Raw genomic sequence first — 17,909 nt, forward strand, 5'->3', positions numbered from 1 at the left:
GGTTGTCCCCACGGGGCCCCGCCGACACGAACAAGGACAAACCTGGGCGCCGGCCGGTTTGTCCTTGCTCGTGTGAGGCGTCGTGGAGGGCGCCATGAAGGGCGACCCCAGGACTGGAGGCGGGGCCTAGCTCAGGGTCTTGAGCGCCGCTGCCGCGTCGTACGGCTTCAGCTCGTCGAAACGGCCCTCCAGGACCTTCGCCGCCCACTCCGGGTCCTGGAGCAGGGCGCGGCCGATGGCGACCATGTCGAACTCGTCGCGCTCCAGGCGGTCGAGGAGGTCGTCGATGCCCTTGACCGCGGAGCCCTCACCCATGAAGGCGCGGATGAAGTCGCCGTCGAGGCCGACGGAGCCGACCGTGATGGTGGGCTTGCCGGTGAGCTTCTTGGTCCAGCCCGCGAGGTTCAGGTCCGAGCCGTCGAACTCCGGGCTCCAGTAACGGCGGGTGGAGGCGTGGAAGGCGTCGACGCCGGCCGCGGCGAGGGGGCTGAGGATCGCCTCGAGCTCGTCCGGGGTCTCGGCGAGCCGCGCGTCGTAGGCCTCCTGCTTCCACTGCGAGTAGCGGAAGATCACCGGGAATTCGGGGGAGACGTTCTCGCGGATCGCGGCGACGATCTCGGCGGCGAACCGCGTGCGGGCCACCGCGTCGCCACCGTAGCCGTCGGTACGGCGGTTGGTCCCGGCCCAGAAGAACTGGTCGAGCAGGTAGCCGTGGGCGCCGTGCACCTCGACGCCGTCGAAGCCGATGCGCTCGGCGTCCTTGGCGGCCTGCGCGAACGCGCCGATGACGTCGTCCAGGTCGCCCTGGGTCATGGCCTTGCCCGTGCCCTCGGTGCCGTCGATGCGAAGGCCCGACGGGCCGACGGCCGGGGCCTCGGCGAAGGGCGGCTTGCCCTGCTGGCGCACCATGCCGATGTGCCACAGCTGCGGCACGATCGTGCCGCCCGCCGCGTGCACGTCCTCGGCGACCTTCGCCCAGCCGGCCAGCTGCTCCTCGCCGTGGAAGCGCGGCACCCGGTCGCTCTCTCCGGCCGACTCGTGGCCGACGTAGGTCCCCTCGGTGACGATCAGGCCCACGCCCGCGGCGGCGCGGCGGGAGTAGTAGGACCGAACGTCCTCGCCCGGGACGCCGTTCGGCGAGAACATACGCGTCATGGGCGCCATCGCGATGCGGTTCGGGACCTTCAGGCCGTTCAGCGCGACAGGGCGCGACAGGATCTCGGCAGCGCGGGAAACAGGCGACGCGGCGTCAGTCACAGAGTGCTCCTTTTGGGTACCAGTCGGTATGTGCACAAGCATGCAATCCGCGTGTGCCAACCGTTCCGGCCTCCACGGCATTCCGCGGGTCGGCCTCGTCCCCATGTGATCCGGGCCACGGCTCAGGGGTCCCTGGGTGGCCGACCGCGTCGAAGGTCTGTCGCAGCGCCCCAGCCGGCGGCGCGAGCGTCGCTCTGAAGGGAGCATGCCCGGGGCTCCCGGCCATCGAGACGCTGGGACATGCAGCCGAGACGGAAGGCTATTCAGTGGCTCGTTCGAGCTCCCTATGGTTGAGGACATCAAGCGGGGCGCCGGGCCGGCGCCCTCAACCCCGCCTGGAACAGGGAGAGTTACCGTGCGCGCAGTGATTCAGAAGTCCTTCGGCGGTCCCGAGGTTCTCGAGGTCGTCGAGACCGAGCGGCCGAAGCCGCTCTCCGGCGAGGTTCTCGTCAAGGTGCACGCCAGCGCGGTCAACCCGGTGGACGTGGCCGTCAGGTCCGGCGCCTTCCCGCTGCTCGGCGAGCCCCCGTTCGGCGTCGGCTGGGACATCTCGGGGGTCGTCGAGGAGGCCGCCCCCGGCAGCCGGTTCGCCGTGGGTGACGAGGTCTACGGGATGCCGTTCTTCCCCCGCGCCGCCACCGGTTACGCCGAGTACGTCGCGGCACCGTCCCGCCAGCTCGCCCGTAAGCCCGCGTCGGTCGACCACGTGCACGCCGCCGCCATCCCTCTCGCGGCGCTCACCGCCTGGCAGGGCCTCGTGCAGGCCGCGGGCGTGAAGGAGGGGGACCGGGTCCTCGTCCAGCGCGCGGCAGGCGGTGTCGGCCACTTCGCCGTGCAGATCGCCAAGGCGCGGGGAGCCCACGTGATCGCCACGGGCAGCGCGGCCCGGCGGGACTTCCTGCGCGGTCTCGGTGCCGACGAGGTCATCGACTACCGGACCACCGATTTCACCGACGTGGTCAAGGACGCCGACATCGTCCTCGACTCGCTCGCCCAGGGGGACCGGTCGGTCGGGGCGCTGCGTCCCGGCGGCGTGCTCATCAGCATCCTGGAACACGGTGACCCGGAACTCGCCGCGCGCGTGGAGGCGGCCGGGCGGCGCTTCGCCGGCATCTCGGTCGAGCCGGACTACGCCGCGCTCGAGGCGATCGCCGAACTCGTCGACGCGGGCGCGATCCGACCGCACGTCGAGGAGACGTTCCCGCTGGCGGAGGCGGGCAAGGCGCACGAGCTGGTCGCCTCGGGACATGTACAGGGCAAGATTGTCCTGACGGTCTGACCGGGACGGGCCGCACCAGGGAGGGCGAGGCCGGATGGACATCCTCACCGAGGCGCTGGCCTCGATGCGCACCGGACGCCCGGCGTCCGTCCGCACCAACGGCCGCGCCCCCTGGGGCCTGCGCCTGCCCCCGGTCGCCGGCGCGGGATTCCATGTGGTGCTGTACGGGGCCTGCTGGCTGGTCCCGCTGGAGGACTCGGCCCCGCATCTGGAGCCGATCCCGCTGAGCGCCGGTGATGTCGTCTTCCTGCGCGACGGGCGGGGCCACATCCTCGCCGACCACCCGTCCAGCGCGGCCGAGGAGCCCCGGGCCGAGAACTTCCGGGAGGGGTCGCCGATCGGCTCGGTGACGCTTGGCGGGGACGGCCCCGAGACCCGCCTGCTCTGCGGCAACTACCACCTGGACCAGGGCCGCCCGCACCCCCTGGTGCGCCAGCTGCCCGAGGTGGTCCACCTGCCCACGCGGCACGGGCGCCACCCGGAGCTGAGCGCCGCGGTCCAGCTCCTCGGCTCCGAGCTGGAGAATCCGCGGATCGGCTCGGACGGCATCGTGCCCACGCTGATCGACTCGCTGCTCCTCTACATCCTGCGCGCCTGGCTGGAGGGCCAGCCCGCCTCCGCCGCGCAGGGCTGGGCCGCGGCGCTCGGTGACTCGGCCGTCGCACCCGCGCTGGCGGCCATGCACGGCGACCCGTCGACCCAGTGGACCGTCGAGGCGCTGGCCGGGCGGGCCGGGCTGTCCCGCGCCGCGTTCGCCAGGCGGTTCAACGCGTTGGTGGGGGAGCCGCCCATGGCGTATCTGACCCGCTGGCGCATGACGACGGCGGCCCGGCTGCTACGGGAGTCCGACGCGCCCCTGACGACGGTCGCCGCCCGTGCGGGCTACGGCTCGGAGTTCGCCTTCGCCAAGGCGTTCAAACGGGAGTACGGGCTCGCCCCGGGTGGCTACCGGCGGCAGACCAGGGCGGCGTAGGCAGGGCGTCGGGGTCAGGGTTGCGTGGGGGCAGGGCGGCGCCGCGGGGCGGTGCGGCCGGGCGGCGCAGGCGGGGCCTGATCTTCGAATGCGGGTTCGAGCGGGGGTGCATTTTCGGGTTGCCTGGACCATTCTTGAGGTATGCCCGAAGGTGCGCCCGTGATCGTGCACCCGCCCCTGCCTGACGGCGGTCGGCGGGTGACGATTCGCGGCAAGGACGTGGGGACCGCCTACAACCTGCTCGACGTCCTGGAATTCCTGCGGGCCGCGGGCCTTCCCGAGGCGGACACCGCCGTCGACGACCCGGAACTGATCGACTGGCATGATGCGGGGCCCGACTCCTGGGGCCCGGACGGGCCGGAGATGACGTCGTGACCGGTCGGTCATGGGCCGCTCGCGCGCGCCCGCCGGGGCATGTGTGCAGACCGTCGAACAGGACGTCCGCGTACGCGATCCTGACCGGCTAGGTCGTTCGCGCGAGCCGGTCGAGCAGCTCGTGCCAGCCCGCCTCCACGCGGTCCAGCGGCATGCCCCGCTCGACGGTCAGATGGTGGACGAGCGCGGTGTCCGCGGCGGCCAGCAGCGTGTGCGCGAGGAGGTCGGTGTCGCCCTGCGCGCCCGCCTGGCGCAGCAGCAGCGTGACGTGCGTGTGACGCAGGCGGTTCGCCGGGACCGCGTAGTTGCGCAGGGGGTCCGTGCGGGCGGCGAGGATCAGCTCGTGGTGGTCCCGCTCGTGGCGCATGAGGGCGGGGCCGAAGGCGTGCAGGCGCTCCAGGGCGGGCGCGTCCGGACCCAGGGGAGGCGGGCCCGAGAGGAACGCCGCCTGAAGCTGCTGCTCCCGGTGGTCCAGGAGGGCGATGAGCAGCCCGGTCCGGTCGCCGAAGCGCCGGAAGACCGTCCCCTTGCCGACGCCGGCCGCCATCGCCACCGCCTCCATGGTGAGGTTCGCCGCGCCGCACTCGGACATCAGGCGTGATGCGGCCTCCAGCAGGCGGGTGCGGTTGCGTGCCGCGTCCGCCCGCAGCGCAGGCCGCTCGCCCGCCGGTGTCAGGGCGAGGTCGGTCGGTCCGCCCAGGGTGCCGGACGTCGTGACGAGGGGAGGGATGGGGCCGGTCATGGCTTCAGAGTAGCGCCGGGAGCCGACAAGTGGACCGTGGTCCGGATAGGTGGTACAACTTTAAACGGACTTCGGTCCGGTTGGACCGTGCATGAGATCCGTTCGCCCTTATCTGGAGTTATGCCATGTCTGTTCGCATCCTCGCCCTCGTCGGCAGCCTCCGCGCCGGTTCGCACAACCGTCAGCTCGCCGAGGCCGCCGCCAAGCACGCGCCCGCCGGCGCCGACATCCAGCTCTTCGAGGGCCTCGCCGACGTGCCCTTCTACAACGAGGACATCGACGTCGAGGGCAGCGTCCCCGCCGCTGCCGCGCGGCTGCGCGAGGCCGCCGCTCAGGCCGACGCCTTCCTCCTCTTCTCGCCCGAGTACAACGGCACCATGCCGGCCGTCCTGAAGAACGCCATCGACTGGCTGTCCCGCCCGTACGGCGCCGGCGCGATCTCCGGCAAGCCGGTCGCCGTCGTCGGCACCGCGTTCGGCCAGTACGGCGGCGTGTGGGCGCAGGACGACGTGCGCAAGGCCGCGGGCATCGCCGGTGGCGCGGTGCTCGAGGACGTCAAGCTGTCCATCCCCGGCTCGGTGACGCGCTTCGCCGAGACCCACCCCGCCGACGACTCCGAGGTCGCGACCGCGCTGACCGAGGTCGTCGGCCGCCTGAGCGAGCAGGTCACCCCCGCCGCTGCCTGAGGCTCCTGACACGAGTGCGGCCGGAGGCCCGGGGCGACGACTGTCCCGGGCCTCCGGCCGCTCCCGTTCCGGGGGAGCCCTTACGGGTTCCGGACGAACCAGGCCGGGCCACGAACGGCTGACCCGTGGCGGCCCCGGAGCGCGCACGTCGATCCTCTCTGCCTACGATGCAGTGGTGACCACCCGCCTCGGACCGTCCGTGCGACCGCAGTTGACGCTGCGGCTTCTCGGGCTGCTCCTCGGCGCCGTGCTCCTGGGTCTGCTCGGCATGCACGGCCTGGGACCCGTACCGGCCGGCGCGTACAGCGAGACGCATCCAGCGGCCTCGTCCGACATGGGCATGGGTGGCGCCGCGGACGCGGGTGACCGTGCCGGGCCCGGACAGCGGGGCGTCAAGGCTTCCGCATCCGACTCGTGCGACCACGGTGACGGTGGCTGCGGCGGGCACATGGCGCACGCGGACTCGGTCTGCGCCTCCGCCTCCATCGCCGGGCCCCCGGCAGTCGCGCCCGCGCTGCTCCCCGACGTGATCGCCTGCCCCGCCCGCCCGGACGCCCGCACCTCGTCGGCCGGCAGTGGCCCCGACGGCGGCCGCGCCCCGCCGTCACTCTCGGAACTCCAACTCCTGCGGATCTAGAACGGCCCGCGCGGTACCGCACGCCCCAAGGGGCGGCGCCGCGCTCGCGCGAGCCCTTCACCCGAGATCAGCACCAGGAGTTCCGCATGACCGCACACCGCACGACCGCACACCGCACGTTCGTCCGCCGCGCCGCCTTCGCCGCCACCGCAGGGGCGGCCGCCTTGGTGCTCGCCGCCTGTGGCAGCGACAAGCCGGCCGGAGGACACGACATGGGGGCGAAGGAATCCGGCTCGGCCGCGACTGCCTCGACCCGGGCCGAGGACCACGGCAAGGCAGGCCGCAACAACGCCGACAGTCACAACAGCGCCGACGTCTCCTTCGCCAAGGAAATGATCCAGCACCACCGTCAGGCCGTCGAGATGGCCGGACTGGCAGGGGGTCGCGCCGCGTCGAAGGACGTCAAGAGCCTCGCCGCCAGGATCGAGGGGGCCCAGGACCCCGAGATCGAGAACATGTCCGGCTGGCTCACCGCATGGGGTGAGGAAGTCCCCGCCGACATGTCCGGCATGGGCCACGACATGTCCTCGTCCATGCCCGGCATGATGAGCGCCGGTGACATGGACGAGCTCAAGAAGGCCTCCGGCGGCGACTTCGACAAGAAGTTCCTGGCGATGATGGTCAAGCACCACGAGGGCGCCGTCACGATGGGCAGGACCGAGAAGTCCGACGGCAAGTACGGCCCCGCGACGCGGCTCGCCGCCGACGTGGTGACCGCGCAGACCGCCGAGATCGAGCAGATGAACAAGATGCTCGGCAAGAGCTGACGGTCCCGAGAGATTGGAATGACCTGACGGATCCGACGTCTGACGGATCCGAAAGATCTGACGGATCCGAAAGATCTGGCGAAATGCCCTGGGTGGACGCGCCGTGCACCCCAGGGGTGTGGCCGACAGGCGCCCTGTCGGCCACACCCCGGCGGAGTCCACGCACGGTTGCTTGCCGCCGGACCGGTGACGGTACGCGCGATCGGGGGCATGGTGGGAGACCCTCACCGCAACGGCCGCCCGGCATCCGCGCCGACCGTGAACCGGGACCCGCCACGGCCTGATCGTGCCGACCCGGGGCACTCGTCCGGTTCGGGAACCGGCGCCGGTGTGTGCGAGGCTCGACGCCAAAGGCCTTCGTACGTCGGCCGGATGGAGGTGCGATGTCCACGCAGAGCCACCGTTTGATGATCACCGAGCTGGCGAGCTGCGAAGGCTGCGCGGTGCTGCGGGTCAGCGGCGAACTCGACCAGAGCGCCGAGGAACTCTTCCTGGGCACGCTCGGTGCCTGCGTCGACGCGGGCCACCCCTACCTCGTCCTCGACGTCACCGCGCTCTCCTTCTGCGACTCACGCGGTCTGTACTGCCTGCTGGCCATGCGGTGGCTGCTCGACCGCCGGGGCGGCAAGCTCCTCCTGGCCGGGGCGGGGCGACGGCTGACCGAACTCCTCGCCCAGACAGGCAGTGTCGACCTGCTCCCCGCCCAACGGTCCGTCGGCCAGGCCCTGCTGTCGCTGCCGCCCTCGCACCGGCCGGTCTGGCCGCCCGTGACGAGCCCCGACGCGCTGGACGACGGGCCGCCCAGACCCCCGCATCCCCGGCCTCCTTCACCCTGAGAGGGCCAGGCCCGGGGCGCACGGACCTCACCCGCCCCGGGCGGCCCCCGGCGCACCGGCGCGCAGGCCGTCCATCACGAGGTCGAACAGCCACCCGGCGCGCGACTGCCAGTCGCCGTGCGGGTCGATCTGCCAGAGCCCGGCGATGGCGAGCGCGAAGTCCTCCGGTGTCACCCCGGGGCGGATCGTGCCCGCCTCCTCGTTCGCCTTGAGCAGGAGTGACATGGCCGACGTCACCGGGCCGTGACCGAGGGCGGCCAGGCTGCCGCGCGTGGTGGCCTCGCGCAGCGCGTCCGCCAGGCCGGCCTTCGCCATGGCGTACTGGGCGAGGCGGTCCATCCATGCGCGCAGGGCATCGTCGGGAGCGCGGGCCGCGAGCAGCTGGGACGCGGTGTCGGCGACCTGCTGCATCTCGTAGCGGTAGACCTCGAGGACGAGGGATTCACGGTTGGGGAAGTTGCGGTAGAACGTGCCCTGGCCGACGCCCGCCTTCTTCGCGATCGCGCTCAGCGGGGCGTCCGCCGACCGCGTCAGCTCGACCAGCGCCACTTCCAGGATGCGGTCGCGATTGCGTTGCGCGTCCGAGCGCAGCGGCGCGTCCTTCTTCGGCTGCACCCGTCCCCCTTCCGGGAATCACGAATCCGTACGCCGGTGCCGAGAACCGGTATGCCCTTGCTAAGCGGACAGGTGTCCGCTAGGTTCTGACGTAGTGGACACGTGTCCGCTTAGGTCCACCATAGCGGCAGATCCGGCTCGAGTTAACGGCCGCCGCCCACCGCAAGCGGTTTTTCGGCCGACGAGCGGGCGGCAGGCGCGCAATCCTGACGTTCTCCCTCTACGCACACCCCTCGCATACGCACAGCCCTCGCACCCCATGAGCGAAAGAAGGCTGATCATGGCCCCATCGACGTCCAGCGTCATCACGCTGAACATCAATGGTGAGAAGTACACGCTGCCCGTCGACCACCGCACCACCCTGCTCGACGCCCTGCGCGAGCGACTCGATCTGCCGGGCACCAAGAAGGGCTGCGACCAGGGCCAGTGCGGCGCCTGCACCGTGCTCCTCGACGGCCGCCGCGCCGTCTCCTGCCTGCAGCTCGCGGTCGCCGCCGAGGGGCGCGAGATCACCACCATCGAGGGCGTGGCCGGCGCCGACGGGCTGCATCCCGTGCAGCAGGCGTTCCTCGACCTCGACGGGTACCAGTGCGGCTACTGCACCCCCGGCCAGATCTGTTCGGCCCTCGCCGTCATCGAGGAGCACGCGGCGGGCTGGCCCAGCGCCGTCACCGCCGACGTACGGCCGGAGGCGGGTGCCCCGCCGCTGTCCGCCGACGAGATCCGGGAGCGGATGAGCGGCAACCTGTGCCGCTGCGGCGCCTACGTCTCGATCGTCAACGCCGTCGCACGCGCCGCCGGAACGGAGGCGGTCGCATGAAGGAGTTCGGCTACGAGCGCGTCTTCGACGTGCCCGCCGCGGTCGCCCTGCTCGACGCCGACCCCGACGCGCGCTGTCTGGGCGGCGGCACCAACCTCGTCGACCTGATGAAGACGGGCGTCGAGAGGCCGGCCCGGCTCGTCGACGTACGAGAACTGCCGCTCGACGAGATCGAGTTGACGCCGGACGGCGGCCTGCGCATCGGCGCCACGGTCACCAACAGCGACCTCGCCGCGCATCCCGAGGTACGGCGCCGCTACCCGATGCTCGCGCAGGCCGTCCTCGCGGGCGCCTCGGGCCAGCTGCGCAACATGGCCACCGTCGGCGGCAATCTGCTCCAGCGCACCCGCTGCGGCTACTTCACCGACCTGGCCAAACCCTGCAACAAGCGCACGCCCGGCAGCGGTTGCCCCGCCATCGAGGGGGAGCACCACAACGCCGCGATCCTCGGCGCCTCCGCGCACTGCGTGGCCGTCCACCCCTCGGACATGGGAGTGGCGCTCGCCGCGCTCGACGCCGTCGTCGCGTACGAAACGGTCGACGGCCCGGGCGAGTTGGCGCTTGCGGAGTTCTATGCGCCCGTGGGGGAGACCCCGCACGTGGAGACCACGCTGCCACCCGGCGCGCTCATCACCGCCGTCACCCTGCCCCCGGCGCCCGTCGCCGGCCTCTCCCGCTACCGAAAGGTCCGCGAGCGCGCGTCCTACGCGTTCGCGATCGGCTCCGTCGCCGCCGCGCTCGACGTCCGGGACGGAAGCGTCCACGAAGTGCGCCTCGCCTTCGGGGCGGTGGCGTCACGGCCCTGGCGCGCACACGCGGCCGAACGCGTCCTGACCGGCGGCCCCGCGACCGCCGAGGCCTTCGCCGCGGCGGCGGACGCCGAACTCGCCACTGCCGAGACGCTGCCCCACAATGGATACAAGGTGACGCTGATGCGCAATCTCGTCGTGGCCGTGCTGTCCGAGCTCGCCGAGGAGGCCGCCCGATGACCACGACGACCACGGCAGTCCCGGCGACGGGCACCGTCGGCGCCTCGTACACCCGGGTGGAGGGGCTGGCGAAGGTCACCGGGGCAGCCCGGTACGCGGGGGACGTCCCCGCCGCCGAACTCGCCCACGGCTGGCTGGTGTTGTCCACCGTCGCCCGCGGCCGTATCCGCTCGATCGAGTCGGACCCCGTCCGCGCGATGCCCGGGGTGCTGGCCGTGCTGCACCACGGCAACGCGCCGCGCGTCGACGGGAACTACGTCGGCATGCTGGGGCGGCCCGACCCGATCGTCGAGGTCTTCCAGCACGACCGGGTGCCGTTCGTGGGCTGGCCGGTGGCGCTGGTCGTCGCTGAGACCTCCGAACAGGCCAGGGAGGCCGCCGAGGCGCTGGTGGTGCGGTACGACGAGGAGCCGCACGACGTCGCGTTCTCCGCCGGACACGCCGGCATCTACACACCGGACGGCGACGGCATGCTGGTGGAGAAGGGCGACCTCGCGGCCGAACTCGCCGCGTCCGTCCATGTCGTGGACGCGGAGTACACCACCCCGGAAGAGCACCACAGCTCGATGGAACCGCACGCGGCGATGGCGCGCTGGGACGGCGGACGCCTCGAGGTCTTCGACTCCAACCAGGGCAGCATGTGGGTGGCGCAGGAGCTGGCGAAACTGTTCTCGCTCGACCCGGCCTCGGTGCGGGTGCGGTCCGAGCACATCGGCGGTGCCTTCGGGTCCAAGGGTGTGCGCGTGCACCAGATCCTCGCCGTGATGGCGGCGACCGTACTCGACCGCCCGGTCCGGGTCGTCATGACGCGACGTCAGATGTTCTCGCTCGTCGGCTACCGCAGCCCCACGGCCCAGCGCGTCAGGCTCGGCGCCGACGCCGACGGGCGGTTGCGTGCTCTCGACCACCAGGCGCACAGCCTCACGTCGACGGTCCACGAATTCGTCGAGGCCAGCGCCGGGTTCGGGCGTCCGATGTATGCCGCCGACGCTCACCGCAGCGTCAACCGGGTGGTGCGCCTGGACGTGCCGACGCCGACCTTCATGCGCGCGCCCGGTGAGGCTCCGGGCTCGTTCGCCCTGGAGTCCGCGCTCGACGAACTCGCCGAACGGTGCGGCATGGACCCGATCGCGCTGCGTGCCCGCAACGAGCCGGACGTGGGCCCGGTCTCCGGGCTGCCGTTCGGCTCCCGCAACCTGCTGGCCTGCTTCGACGAGGGGGCCCGCAGGTTCGGCTGGGCGGACCGGGACCCACGTCCCGGCGTGCGGCGCGAAGGGCGCTGGCTGCTCGGCACCGGCACGGCGGCGGCCACCTTCCCGGTGATCGTGGCACCGTCCACGGCGGCCGTGACCGCCGAGGCCGACGGCACCTTCACGGTGCGGATCGGCGCGTCGGACGTCGGGACGGGGGCGCGGACCGCGCTGACCCTGCTCGCCGCGGAGGCCCTCGGCGTGGCCGGGGAGCGCGTCCACGTGCGCATCGGCGACAGCGACTTCGGCCCGGCGGCGATCTCGGGCGGCTCGATGGGCACCCGCTCCTGGGGCTGGGCCGTCACGGCCGCCGGGCGAGACCTGCGGGAGCAGTTGGCCCTGGGCGGCGACATTCCGCCGCAGGGCATCACCGTACGATCCGACACCACCGCCGCCGTCGGCTCCCTCACCCAGAAGGAACGGCACTCCTTCGGCGCCCAGTTCGCCGAGGTCGCCGTCGACGTCACCACCGGCGAGGTGCGCGTACGGCGCATGCTCGGCGTCTTCGCGGCGGGCAGGATCGTCAACCCGCTGACCGCGCGCAGCCAGTTCATCGGCGGGATGATCTGGGGACTGTCCATGGCGCTGCACGAAGAGGCGGTCCGGGATCAGGTCACGGGCGGCCATGTCGGAGCCGACCTCGCGGGCTACCACTTCGCCGCGAACGCCGACGTACCGCTGATCGAGGCGGACTGGGTCGACGACCCGGATGCCGACGACCCCGTTGGGATCAAGGGCATCGGCGAGATCGGCATCGTGGGCGCGGCCGCGGCCGTCGCCAACGCGGTGTGGCACGCGACCGGAGTCCGTCACCGTCACCTGCCGATCCGGCCCGACCGTGTCCTGTCGGCCGGAGCCCCTGCCGAGGGTGACGGCGATGCTTGACATCGCCGACGAGCTGAACCGGTGGGCCGGGCAGGGCCGGGACTTCGCCGTCGCCACCGTCGTCTCGGTGGGCGGCAGCGCACCCCGCCCGCCCGGCGCCGCCCTCGCCGTCGACAGCGAGGGCACGGTCATCGGATCGGTCTCGGGCGGCTGCGTCGAGGCGGCGGTATACGAACTGTGCGTGCAGGTGCTCCAGGACGGCGTGTCCGTCCTGGAGCGGTTCGGCTACAGCGACGAGGACGCCTTCGCCGTGGGGCTCACCTGCGGCGGCGTCATCGACGTCCTGGTCACGCCGGTGCGCGCCGACGCGCCGGACAGGCCCGTCTTCGCGGCGGCGCTCGCGGCCGCCGCCCGCGGCGAGACGGCCGCGCTCGCCCGGGTGTCCCGCGGACCGGCCGGACTGCGGGGCGGGGCACTGCTGGTGAGGGCGGACGGGTCGTACGAGGGAGGGCTCGCCGGGGGCTCCGGTCTCGACCGCACCGTGGCGGGCGAGGCGCGGGCCCTCGTCGCCGCGGGCCGCACCGGCACGTTCGACCTCTCGGCCGACGGCTCCCACTGCGGCGCCGACCTGACCCTCTTCGTCGAGTCGAGCGTGCCACCGCCCCGGATGATCGTCTTCGGCGCCGTCGACTTCGCCGCGGCTCTGGTCCGTACGGGCAAGTTCCTCGGTTACCACGTGACGTTGTGCGACGCGCGCCCCGTCTTCACCACGCGGGCCCGCTTCCCCGACGCCGACGACATCGTCGTCGACTGGCCGGACCGCTACCTTCGGCGCACCACGACCGACGAACGCACGGTCCTGTGCGTGCTCACCCATGACGCGAAGTTCGACATCCCGCTGCTGGAGATCGCGCTGCGGCTGCCCGTCGCCTTCGTCGGAGCGATGGGCTCACGCCGTACGCACGAGGACCGCGACCGCCGCCTGCGTGAAGTCGGCCTGACCAGCGAGGAGTTGGCGCGCCTGCACTCGCCTATCGGCCTGGACCTCGGCGCCCGCACACCCGAGGAGACGGCCCTGTCCATCGCGGCGGAGATCGTCGCGTCGAGACAGGGCGGCACGGGCGCACCCCTGACCACCTCGCGCACACCGATCCATCACGACGACGAGGCGGGGGAGCGGGGTCGGATGATGTCGGGGCGGATCTGAGGTAGGACACGACCGTCGCCGGAGAGGGCGGGCCCGTCGGTGTGACCGGCCTCAGCGACTCGTGCGGGGAGGGGTGTGGAGGCCCCCAGGGCCCTCGCCCGACGCGGCAGCTCGGAAGTGCAGCCGCGCCGTACGGGCCGCCTCCGCCGGTGACAGGTCGGCGCCGTGCCCGAACGCCTCCGCAAACGCCGGGCCGCCCAGCGCGGTCGTCGCCCTCGCCGTGATGCGGTCCACGTCGCCGCGTTCCGCGGGCGGGAGCGGTGCGCCCGCGGAGCGGCGGGCCGCGTCCGCGGCGCCGAGGAGTGCGGCCGCCCGGCCCCCGTCCCCAGCCAGTGCTGCCGCGCCTGCCAGGCCCTCCAGGGACAGGGCCACGGCGCGCGGCTCGCCGATGGCACAGGCGACGTCCAGACCGAGGAGATGGTGGGCGGCCGCCCCGGCCGCATCCCCGCGCAGCTCGGCGACGAAGCCCAGTTCCGCCTGGAGCAGATGGTCACCCGCCTCCGACGACACCTCACCGAATGCGTCGCGGATCCGCAGCAGGTGCGCCTGCGCCGCATCGAGGTCGCCGGAGCGGCGTGCGCCGAGGGCGAGGCCCATCTCCGCGTGGAGCTCGCCGTACTTGTAGCCCTGCTCGGACGCCGATCGCCGAGCCTGCTCGTGCAGTTCGGCGGCCCGGTCCCCGTCTCGGTCGAGCAGCGCGAGCCGGCCCAGGCCGGAGAGCCGGGCGGAGACCTCCGCGTCCAGACCGAGCTCCCGCGCCATGCGCAGTCCCTCCTCGTGGCGCCGGGCGGACTCCGCGTACTCACCCTTGATCTCCGCGAGCGCCGCCAGTGGCTCCACCGTCTGCAACTCGCCCCACCGGTCGCCGAGTTCACGGAACAGCGTGGCACTGCGCAGCCCGTCGCGCCCCAGGGCATCCAGGTCACCACGGATCAGCGCGTGCATCGACCGCAGCCCGAGAGCCGCGGCCGTACCCCACCGGTCGTCCACGGCGTCGAAGAGAGCGAGCGCCCGCGAGACGGCCTCCTCACTGGCGGCGAGATCACCCGACCTGAACAGGCCGTACGCGGAGAACCACACCGCGCGCCCCCGCCGCACAGGATCGGTGATCGCCACGTCGGGGCAAGTCGCCGCCGGGGGCTGCTCACCGGTCATCAGTCCGAACGCATCGCTCAGCACCCGGAGTTCGCCCGCGGACGGCGCCACGGAGAGGACGGCGGACAGGGCCCGACGCGCCTCGCTCAGGCGGCCGCGCAGCAGCCACCACCAGGACAGGTCGGTGGCCAGGCGCACGGCGTCGCCGGTGGCGCCACTCGTCGACGCGCGCCGCGTCGCCTCGTCGAGCGCCGCTCGCAGATTGGCGGTCTCGGCGTCGAGGCGGCCGAGCCATTCGCGCTGCCCGCCGCCACGGAGGCGGGGTTCGGCGCGCTCGGCCAGTTCCGCGTAGTGCCGCAGATGACGGTGGCGCACCGCGGCGAGTTCATCCGTCTCGCGCAGGCGCTCCTCGGCGTACGCGGCGACGGACTCGAGGAGCCGGTAGCGGGGGCCGGCGCCGCCGGGGCCGGTCACCACGACGACCAGCGACCGGTCGACCAGTCGCGTCACGAGGTCGAGAACCTCGTCGCGGCGCACCCCGCCGCCCGCGCACACCTCCTCCGCCGCGTCCAAAGTGCAGCCGTCGCGATGCACGGCCAGGCGGCGCAGCACCGTCCGCTCGGAAACGCTGAGCAGCTCCCAGCTCCAGTCGATCACCGCCCGCAGAGTCTGCTGGCGCGGTGGCGCACCCCGCCGCCCCGACGTCAGCAGCCGGAAGCGGTCCTCGAGCCGGTCCGCCAACTCCCTCACGCCCAGGGCCCGTACGCGCGTCGCCGCCAGTTCGAGCGCGAGCGGGATGCCGTCGAGGCGCCGGCAGATCTCCAGAACCGCCGCTAGGATCTCAGGAGTGGCTTCGTCGGTCGAGAAGCCGGGGGAGGCCGCCGCTGCGCGCGCCGTGAACAGGCGTACCGCGTCCGCGGGTTCCAGCGGCTCGACCAGATGCACCGTCTCCCCGGTGACGCACAGCGGCTCCTGGGTGGTGGCCAGGATCCGCAGGTGCGGTGCGCGGCTCAGCAGCGATTCGGTGAGCCGGGCCACCGAATCGACGACCTGCTCGCAGTTGTCCAGGAGGAGCAGCGTCCTGCGGTCCCGCAGGGCCGTGGCGAGCCGTTGCTCAGGTGCGGACGCCGCGCCTTGTCCGGGCGGACCCGAAAGCGCGTCGTCACGCAAGCCCAACGCGGCGGAGACGACCTGCGCGAGATCGGCCACGCTCCCGCGCTCACCGGCGAGTTCGACCAGCCACACCCCGTCGGGGGCGTCCTGGATCCGCCGGGCCGCCTCGACCGCGAGCCGCGTCTTGCCGACTCCGCCGGGGCCGGTGAGCGTGACCAGGCGTTCCGTGGCGAGGAGTTGACCGATCCCGGCCAGGGAGCGCTCACGGCCGACGAGCGCCGTGAGCGGGGCGGGAAGGTTCGACCGAGGGCGTTCGGGCGGCGGCGCGGCGCCCGCAGGAGAGGCCGGGGTAGGGGCGAGCGCAGGGTCCTGGCGCAGGATCGCCTCGTGGAGCGCGGCCAGCTCGGGGCTCGGGTCGAGGCCGAGCTCGTCCGCGAGCCGGGCCCGCAACTCGGCGTACGAGGCGAGCGCCTCGCTCTGCCGGCCCGACCGATACAGCGCCCGCAGCTGGACGGCGCGCAGCCGCTCCCGGAGCGGATGGCGCGCGACGAGGTCCGCCAGCTCCCCCGTGAGGAGCGTGAGGTCGCCCGACTCCAGGAGCGCCTCGGCCCGTTCCTCCCGGACGGCCAGCCGCTGCTCCGTCAGGCGCTGCGCAGCAGTACGTACGAACTCCTCGTCCGCGAAATCGGCGTAGGCCGGCCCACGCCACAACTCCAGTGCCTCGGTGAGGAGTTCGGCCCGTTCGCGCGGACCCGCCGCGGATCCGGCCCGGTCCACCAGCGACAGGAAGCGGTCGGCGTCCACCTCGTCCCCGGTCTCGTCGAGACGGAGCCGGTAGCCGGGAGCCTGGCGCACCACGCGGTCGCGGCCGAGCGCTTTCCGCAGTTGAGAGACCTTCGCCTGGAGGGCGTTGGCGGGATTCCCCGGAAGATCGTCCCCCCACAGGCCGTCGATGAGACGGTCGGCGGAGACAGGCCGCCCCTCGTGGACCAGGAGCGCGGCGAGGAGGGCCCTGACCTTCACCTCGGGAACCGCGACCGGATCCCCTTCGCCGTCCCGCACCGTCAGTGGACCAAGCACCCCGAACCGCATGTGAGCACGGTACACACGCCGTGGCCGCCGACCGTCAGCGGACCGTCAGCGTTCCCGAAGTCCCGACCTGCACTGTCGTCGCATGACCGGAACAGACGTCACCCGAACAGAGTCGACCCGCACACCCCCCGACGCCTCACCAGCCCCCGCCGGGGACACCACCGAGAACCGCGAGCTGCCCCTCCTCGCCCTGCTCGCCCTCGCCACCGCCGTCTTCGTCACGAGCCTGACGGAGACCCTGCCCGCGGGTCTGCTGCCCGCGATGAGCCGTGACCTGGGCGTCGGCGAGTCGGCCACCGGGCAGACCGTGACGGTCTACGCGATCGGCACCGCCCTCACGGCGATCCCCCTCACCGCGGCCACCGCCGGATGGCGCCGCAAGCGTCTCCTGATGACGGCGATGGCGGGGTTCGGCGTCGCCAACACGGTCACCGCGCTGTCGACGAACTTCCCCCTCACGATGGTGGCCCGCTTCGTGGCCGGAGTCGCGGCCGGCCTGGCCTGGGCGCTGCTCGCCGGTTACGCCCGGCGCCTCGCGCCCACCCACCTCCAGGGCAGGGCCATCGCGATCGCGATGGCGGGCATCCCGGTCGCACTGTCCCTGGGCGTTCCCGCGGGCACGTTCCTCGGCAAGGCCGTGAACTGGCAGATCGCGTTCCTGAGCATGACCGTCCTCACCGTCGCCCTCCTCGGCTGGATCGCCGCGACCGTCCCCGACCAGCCAGGACAGCGACAGGGAGCGCGGCCGCCGATGCTCCGGGCGCTCCGCGTCCCCGGCGTGTCCCCGGTCCTCTTCGTCACCCTCGTCTTCGTCCTCGCCCACACCGTCCTCTATACGTTCGTCGCGACGTTCCTCGACGGAGTCGGCATGGGGAACTCCACCGATCTCGTGCTGCTCGTCTTCGGCACCGCGTCCCTGGCGAGCATCTGGATCGTGGGCGCACTGATCAACCGCCACCTGCGCGCCCTGACGGTCGCGGCCGCCCTGCTGGTCGCCGTGGCGGCGGCCGTCCTGGCCCTGCCGTCCGACAGTTCCGCCCTGGTGTACGCGGCCGTGACGCTGTGGGGCCTCGGCTGGGGCGGCGCCCCCACGCTCCTGCAGACCGCCGCGGGTGACGCGGGAGGAGAGTCGGCGGACGCCGCGCAGGCCATGCTCGTCACCCTCTGGAACGTGGCCATGGCCTGCGGCGGAATCGCCGGCGGGATCCTCCTCGACCTGGTCGGATCCCGCTCCTTCCCTTGGACGGTCCTCCTGCTCCTGGTTCCCGTGCTCGCCGTGGTCGTCGCCGCCCGCGCCCACGGATTCCCCGCCCGCCGCACGGCGCGCACCTCATGAACGTCCACACCGCAC

16 protein-coding genes are annotated in these 17,909 nt (G+C 72.9%); 12 read left to right on the forward strand and 4 right to left on the reverse strand.

The window, feature by feature from the left end:
- Window positions 1–126: 126 nt before the first annotated feature.
- The gene (locus OHO83_RS37275; RefSeq protein WP_389564152.1) at window positions 127–1,299 is read right to left on the reverse strand and encodes an NADH:flavin oxidoreductase; all 1,173 of its coding nucleotides are present in this window, start codon (window positions 1,297–1,299) and stop codon (window positions 127–129) included.
- Between the two features lie 313 nt (window positions 1,300–1,612).
- Between OHO83_RS37275 and OHO83_RS37280 the strand changes: the two genes are divergently transcribed.
- The 3 genes from OHO83_RS37280 (at window position 1,613) to OHO83_RS37290 (ending at window position 3,884) form a co-directional block, all read left to right on the forward strand.
- Window positions 1,613–2,536, forward strand: a complete 924-nt coding sequence (locus OHO83_RS37280; RefSeq protein ID WP_330280396.1) for an NADP-dependent oxidoreductase — start codon at window positions 1,613–1,615, stop codon at window positions 2,534–2,536.
- A gap of 34 nt (window positions 2,537–2,570) precedes the next feature.
- Complete coding sequence (locus tag OHO83_RS37285; RefSeq protein WP_330280397.1) at window positions 2,571–3,509, forward strand: AraC family transcriptional regulator; 939 nt, start codon at window positions 2,571–2,573, stop codon at window positions 3,507–3,509.
- A 141-nt stretch (window positions 3,510–3,650) separates the two neighbouring features.
- Window positions 3,651–3,884 carry a hypothetical protein gene (locus OHO83_RS37290; protein WP_330280398.1) on the forward strand — a complete coding sequence of 78 codons (234 nt, stop codon included), beginning with the start codon at window positions 3,651–3,653 and terminating at the stop codon, window positions 3,882–3,884.
- Window positions 3,885–3,972: 88 nt separating this feature from the next.
- Here OHO83_RS37290 and OHO83_RS37295 read toward each other — a convergent pair whose 3' ends face one another.
- A complete protein-coding gene (locus OHO83_RS37295) occupies window positions 3,973–4,626 on the reverse strand; it encodes a TetR/AcrR family transcriptional regulator (protein ID WP_330280399.1) in 654 nt (217 codons plus the stop codon).
- A 125-nt stretch (window positions 4,627–4,751) separates the two neighbouring features.
- Here OHO83_RS37295 and OHO83_RS37300 point away from each other — a divergent pair, with 125 nt between their 5' ends.
- The 4 genes from OHO83_RS37300 (at window position 4,752) to OHO83_RS37315 (ending at window position 7,552) form a co-directional block, all read left to right on the forward strand.
- Complete coding sequence (locus tag OHO83_RS37300; protein ID WP_266667862.1) at window positions 4,752–5,312, forward strand: NAD(P)H-dependent oxidoreductase; 561 nt, start codon at window positions 4,752–4,754, stop codon at window positions 5,310–5,312.
- A 175-nt stretch (window positions 5,313–5,487) separates the two neighbouring features.
- Window positions 5,488–5,949 (forward strand): DUF6153 family protein, encoded by a 462-nt coding sequence (locus OHO83_RS37305; protein WP_330280400.1) that lies wholly within the window; start codon window positions 5,488–5,490, stop codon window positions 5,947–5,949.
- An 86-nt stretch (window positions 5,950–6,035) separates the two neighbouring features.
- Window positions 6,036–6,716 (forward strand): DUF305 domain-containing protein, encoded by a 681-nt coding sequence (locus tag OHO83_RS37310; RefSeq protein ID WP_330280401.1) that lies wholly within the window; start codon window positions 6,036–6,038, stop codon window positions 6,714–6,716.
- A gap of 383 nt (window positions 6,717–7,099) precedes the next feature.
- Complete coding sequence (locus tag OHO83_RS37315) at window positions 7,100–7,552, forward strand: STAS domain-containing protein (RefSeq protein WP_266667856.1); 453 nt, start codon at window positions 7,100–7,102, stop codon at window positions 7,550–7,552.
- A 27-nt stretch (window positions 7,553–7,579) separates the two neighbouring features.
- Here OHO83_RS37315 and OHO83_RS37320 read toward each other — a convergent pair whose 3' ends face one another.
- Window positions 7,580–8,167: a TetR/AcrR family transcriptional regulator gene (locus tag OHO83_RS37320; protein WP_266667854.1), complete on the reverse strand. Its 588-nt coding sequence runs from the start codon at window positions 8,165–8,167 to the stop codon at window positions 7,580–7,582.
- A gap of 280 nt (window positions 8,168–8,447) precedes the next feature.
- On the opposite strand from OHO83_RS37320, the gene OHO83_RS37325 reads away from it, so the two are divergent.
- From OHO83_RS37325 to OHO83_RS37340, 4 genes are read left to right on the forward strand one after another with little or no spacing between them, the layout of a single operon-like run.
- Window positions 8,448–8,987, forward strand: coding sequence for a (2Fe-2S)-binding protein (locus tag OHO83_RS37325; protein ID WP_330280402.1), 540 nt, complete (start codon window positions 8,448–8,450; stop codon window positions 8,985–8,987).
- On the forward strand, window positions 8,984–9,976 hold the full coding sequence (locus tag OHO83_RS37330) for an FAD binding domain-containing protein (protein WP_330280403.1): 993 nt from the start codon (window positions 8,984–8,986) through the stop codon (window positions 9,974–9,976). Before OHO83_RS37325 ends, OHO83_RS37330 begins: the two co-directional genes overlap by 4 nt.
- On the forward strand, window positions 9,973–12,111 hold the full coding sequence (locus OHO83_RS37335; protein WP_266667848.1) for a xanthine dehydrogenase family protein molybdopterin-binding subunit: 2,139 nt from the start codon (window positions 9,973–9,975) through the stop codon (window positions 12,109–12,111). Before OHO83_RS37330 ends, OHO83_RS37335 begins: the two co-directional genes overlap by 4 nt.
- The gene (locus OHO83_RS37340; RefSeq protein WP_330280404.1) at window positions 12,104–13,258 is read left to right on the forward strand and encodes an XdhC family protein; all 1,155 of its coding nucleotides are present in this window, start codon (window positions 12,104–12,106) and stop codon (window positions 13,256–13,258) included. The genes OHO83_RS37335 and OHO83_RS37340 overlap by 8 nt, the downstream gene beginning before the upstream one ends.
- Window positions 13,259–13,309: 51 nt before the next feature.
- Here OHO83_RS37340 and OHO83_RS37345 read toward each other — a convergent pair whose 3' ends face one another.
- The gene (locus tag OHO83_RS37345) at window positions 13,310–16,558 is read right to left on the reverse strand and encodes a BTAD domain-containing putative transcriptional regulator (RefSeq protein ID WP_330280405.1); all 3,249 of its coding nucleotides are present in this window, start codon (window positions 16,556–16,558) and stop codon (window positions 13,310–13,312) included.
- A gap of 82 nt (window positions 16,559–16,640) precedes the next feature.
- Here OHO83_RS37345 and OHO83_RS37350 point away from each other — a divergent pair, with 82 nt between their 5' ends.
- On the forward strand, window positions 16,641–17,894 hold the full coding sequence (locus OHO83_RS37350; RefSeq protein ID WP_266667843.1) for an MFS transporter: 1,254 nt from the start codon (window positions 16,641–16,643) through the stop codon (window positions 17,892–17,894).
- Window positions 17,895–17,909: the final 15 nt, after the last annotated feature.

This window comes from Streptomyces sp. NBC_00569, assembly GCF_036345255.1.
Lineage (GTDB): Bacteria > Actinomycetota > Actinomycetes > Streptomycetales > Streptomycetaceae > Streptomyces.

What these genes read in the sequence shown, in the direction of transcription:
- OHO83_RS37275 (WP_389564152.1), bottom strand. Translation starts at nt 1,299, where the DNA reads ATGCTTGTGCACATACCGACTGGTACCCAAAAGGAGCACTCTGTGACT.
- OHO83_RS37285 (WP_330280397.1), top strand. Translation starts at nt 2,571, where the DNA reads ATGGACATCCTCACCGAGGCGCTGGCCTCGATGCGCACCGGACGCCCG.
- OHO83_RS37290 (WP_330280398.1), top strand. Translation starts at nt 3,651, where the DNA reads ATGCCCGAAGGTGCGCCCGTGATCGTGCACCCGCCCCTGCCTGACGGC.
- OHO83_RS37295 (WP_330280399.1), bottom strand. Translation starts at nt 4,626, where the DNA reads ATGACCGGCCCCATCCCTCCCCTCGTCACGACGTCCGGCACCCTGGGC.
- OHO83_RS37300 (WP_266667862.1), top strand. Translation starts at nt 4,752, where the DNA reads ATGTCTGTTCGCATCCTCGCCCTCGTCGGCAGCCTCCGCGCCGGTTCG.
- OHO83_RS37310 (WP_330280401.1), top strand. Translation starts at nt 6,036, where the DNA reads ATGACCGCACACCGCACGACCGCACACCGCACGTTCGTCCGCCGCGCC.
- OHO83_RS37315 (WP_266667856.1), top strand. Translation starts at nt 7,100, where the DNA reads ATGTCCACGCAGAGCCACCGTTTGATGATCACCGAGCTGGCGAGCTGC.
- OHO83_RS37325 (WP_330280402.1), top strand. Translation starts at nt 8,448, where the DNA reads ATGGCCCCATCGACGTCCAGCGTCATCACGCTGAACATCAATGGTGAG.
- OHO83_RS37330 (WP_330280403.1), top strand. Translation starts at nt 8,984, where the DNA reads ATGAAGGAGTTCGGCTACGAGCGCGTCTTCGACGTGCCCGCCGCGGTC.
- OHO83_RS37335 (WP_266667848.1), top strand. Translation starts at nt 9,973, where the DNA reads ATGACCACGACGACCACGGCAGTCCCGGCGACGGGCACCGTCGGCGCC.
- OHO83_RS37340 (WP_330280404.1), top strand. Translation starts at nt 12,104, where the DNA reads ATGCTTGACATCGCCGACGAGCTGAACCGGTGGGCCGGGCAGGGCCGG.
- OHO83_RS37345 (WP_330280405.1), bottom strand. Translation starts at nt 16,558, where the DNA reads ATGCGGTTCGGGGTGCTTGGTCCACTGACGGTGCGGGACGGCGAAGGG.
- OHO83_RS37350 (WP_266667843.1), top strand. Translation starts at nt 16,641, where the DNA reads ATGACCGGAACAGACGTCACCCGAACAGAGTCGACCCGCACACCCCCC.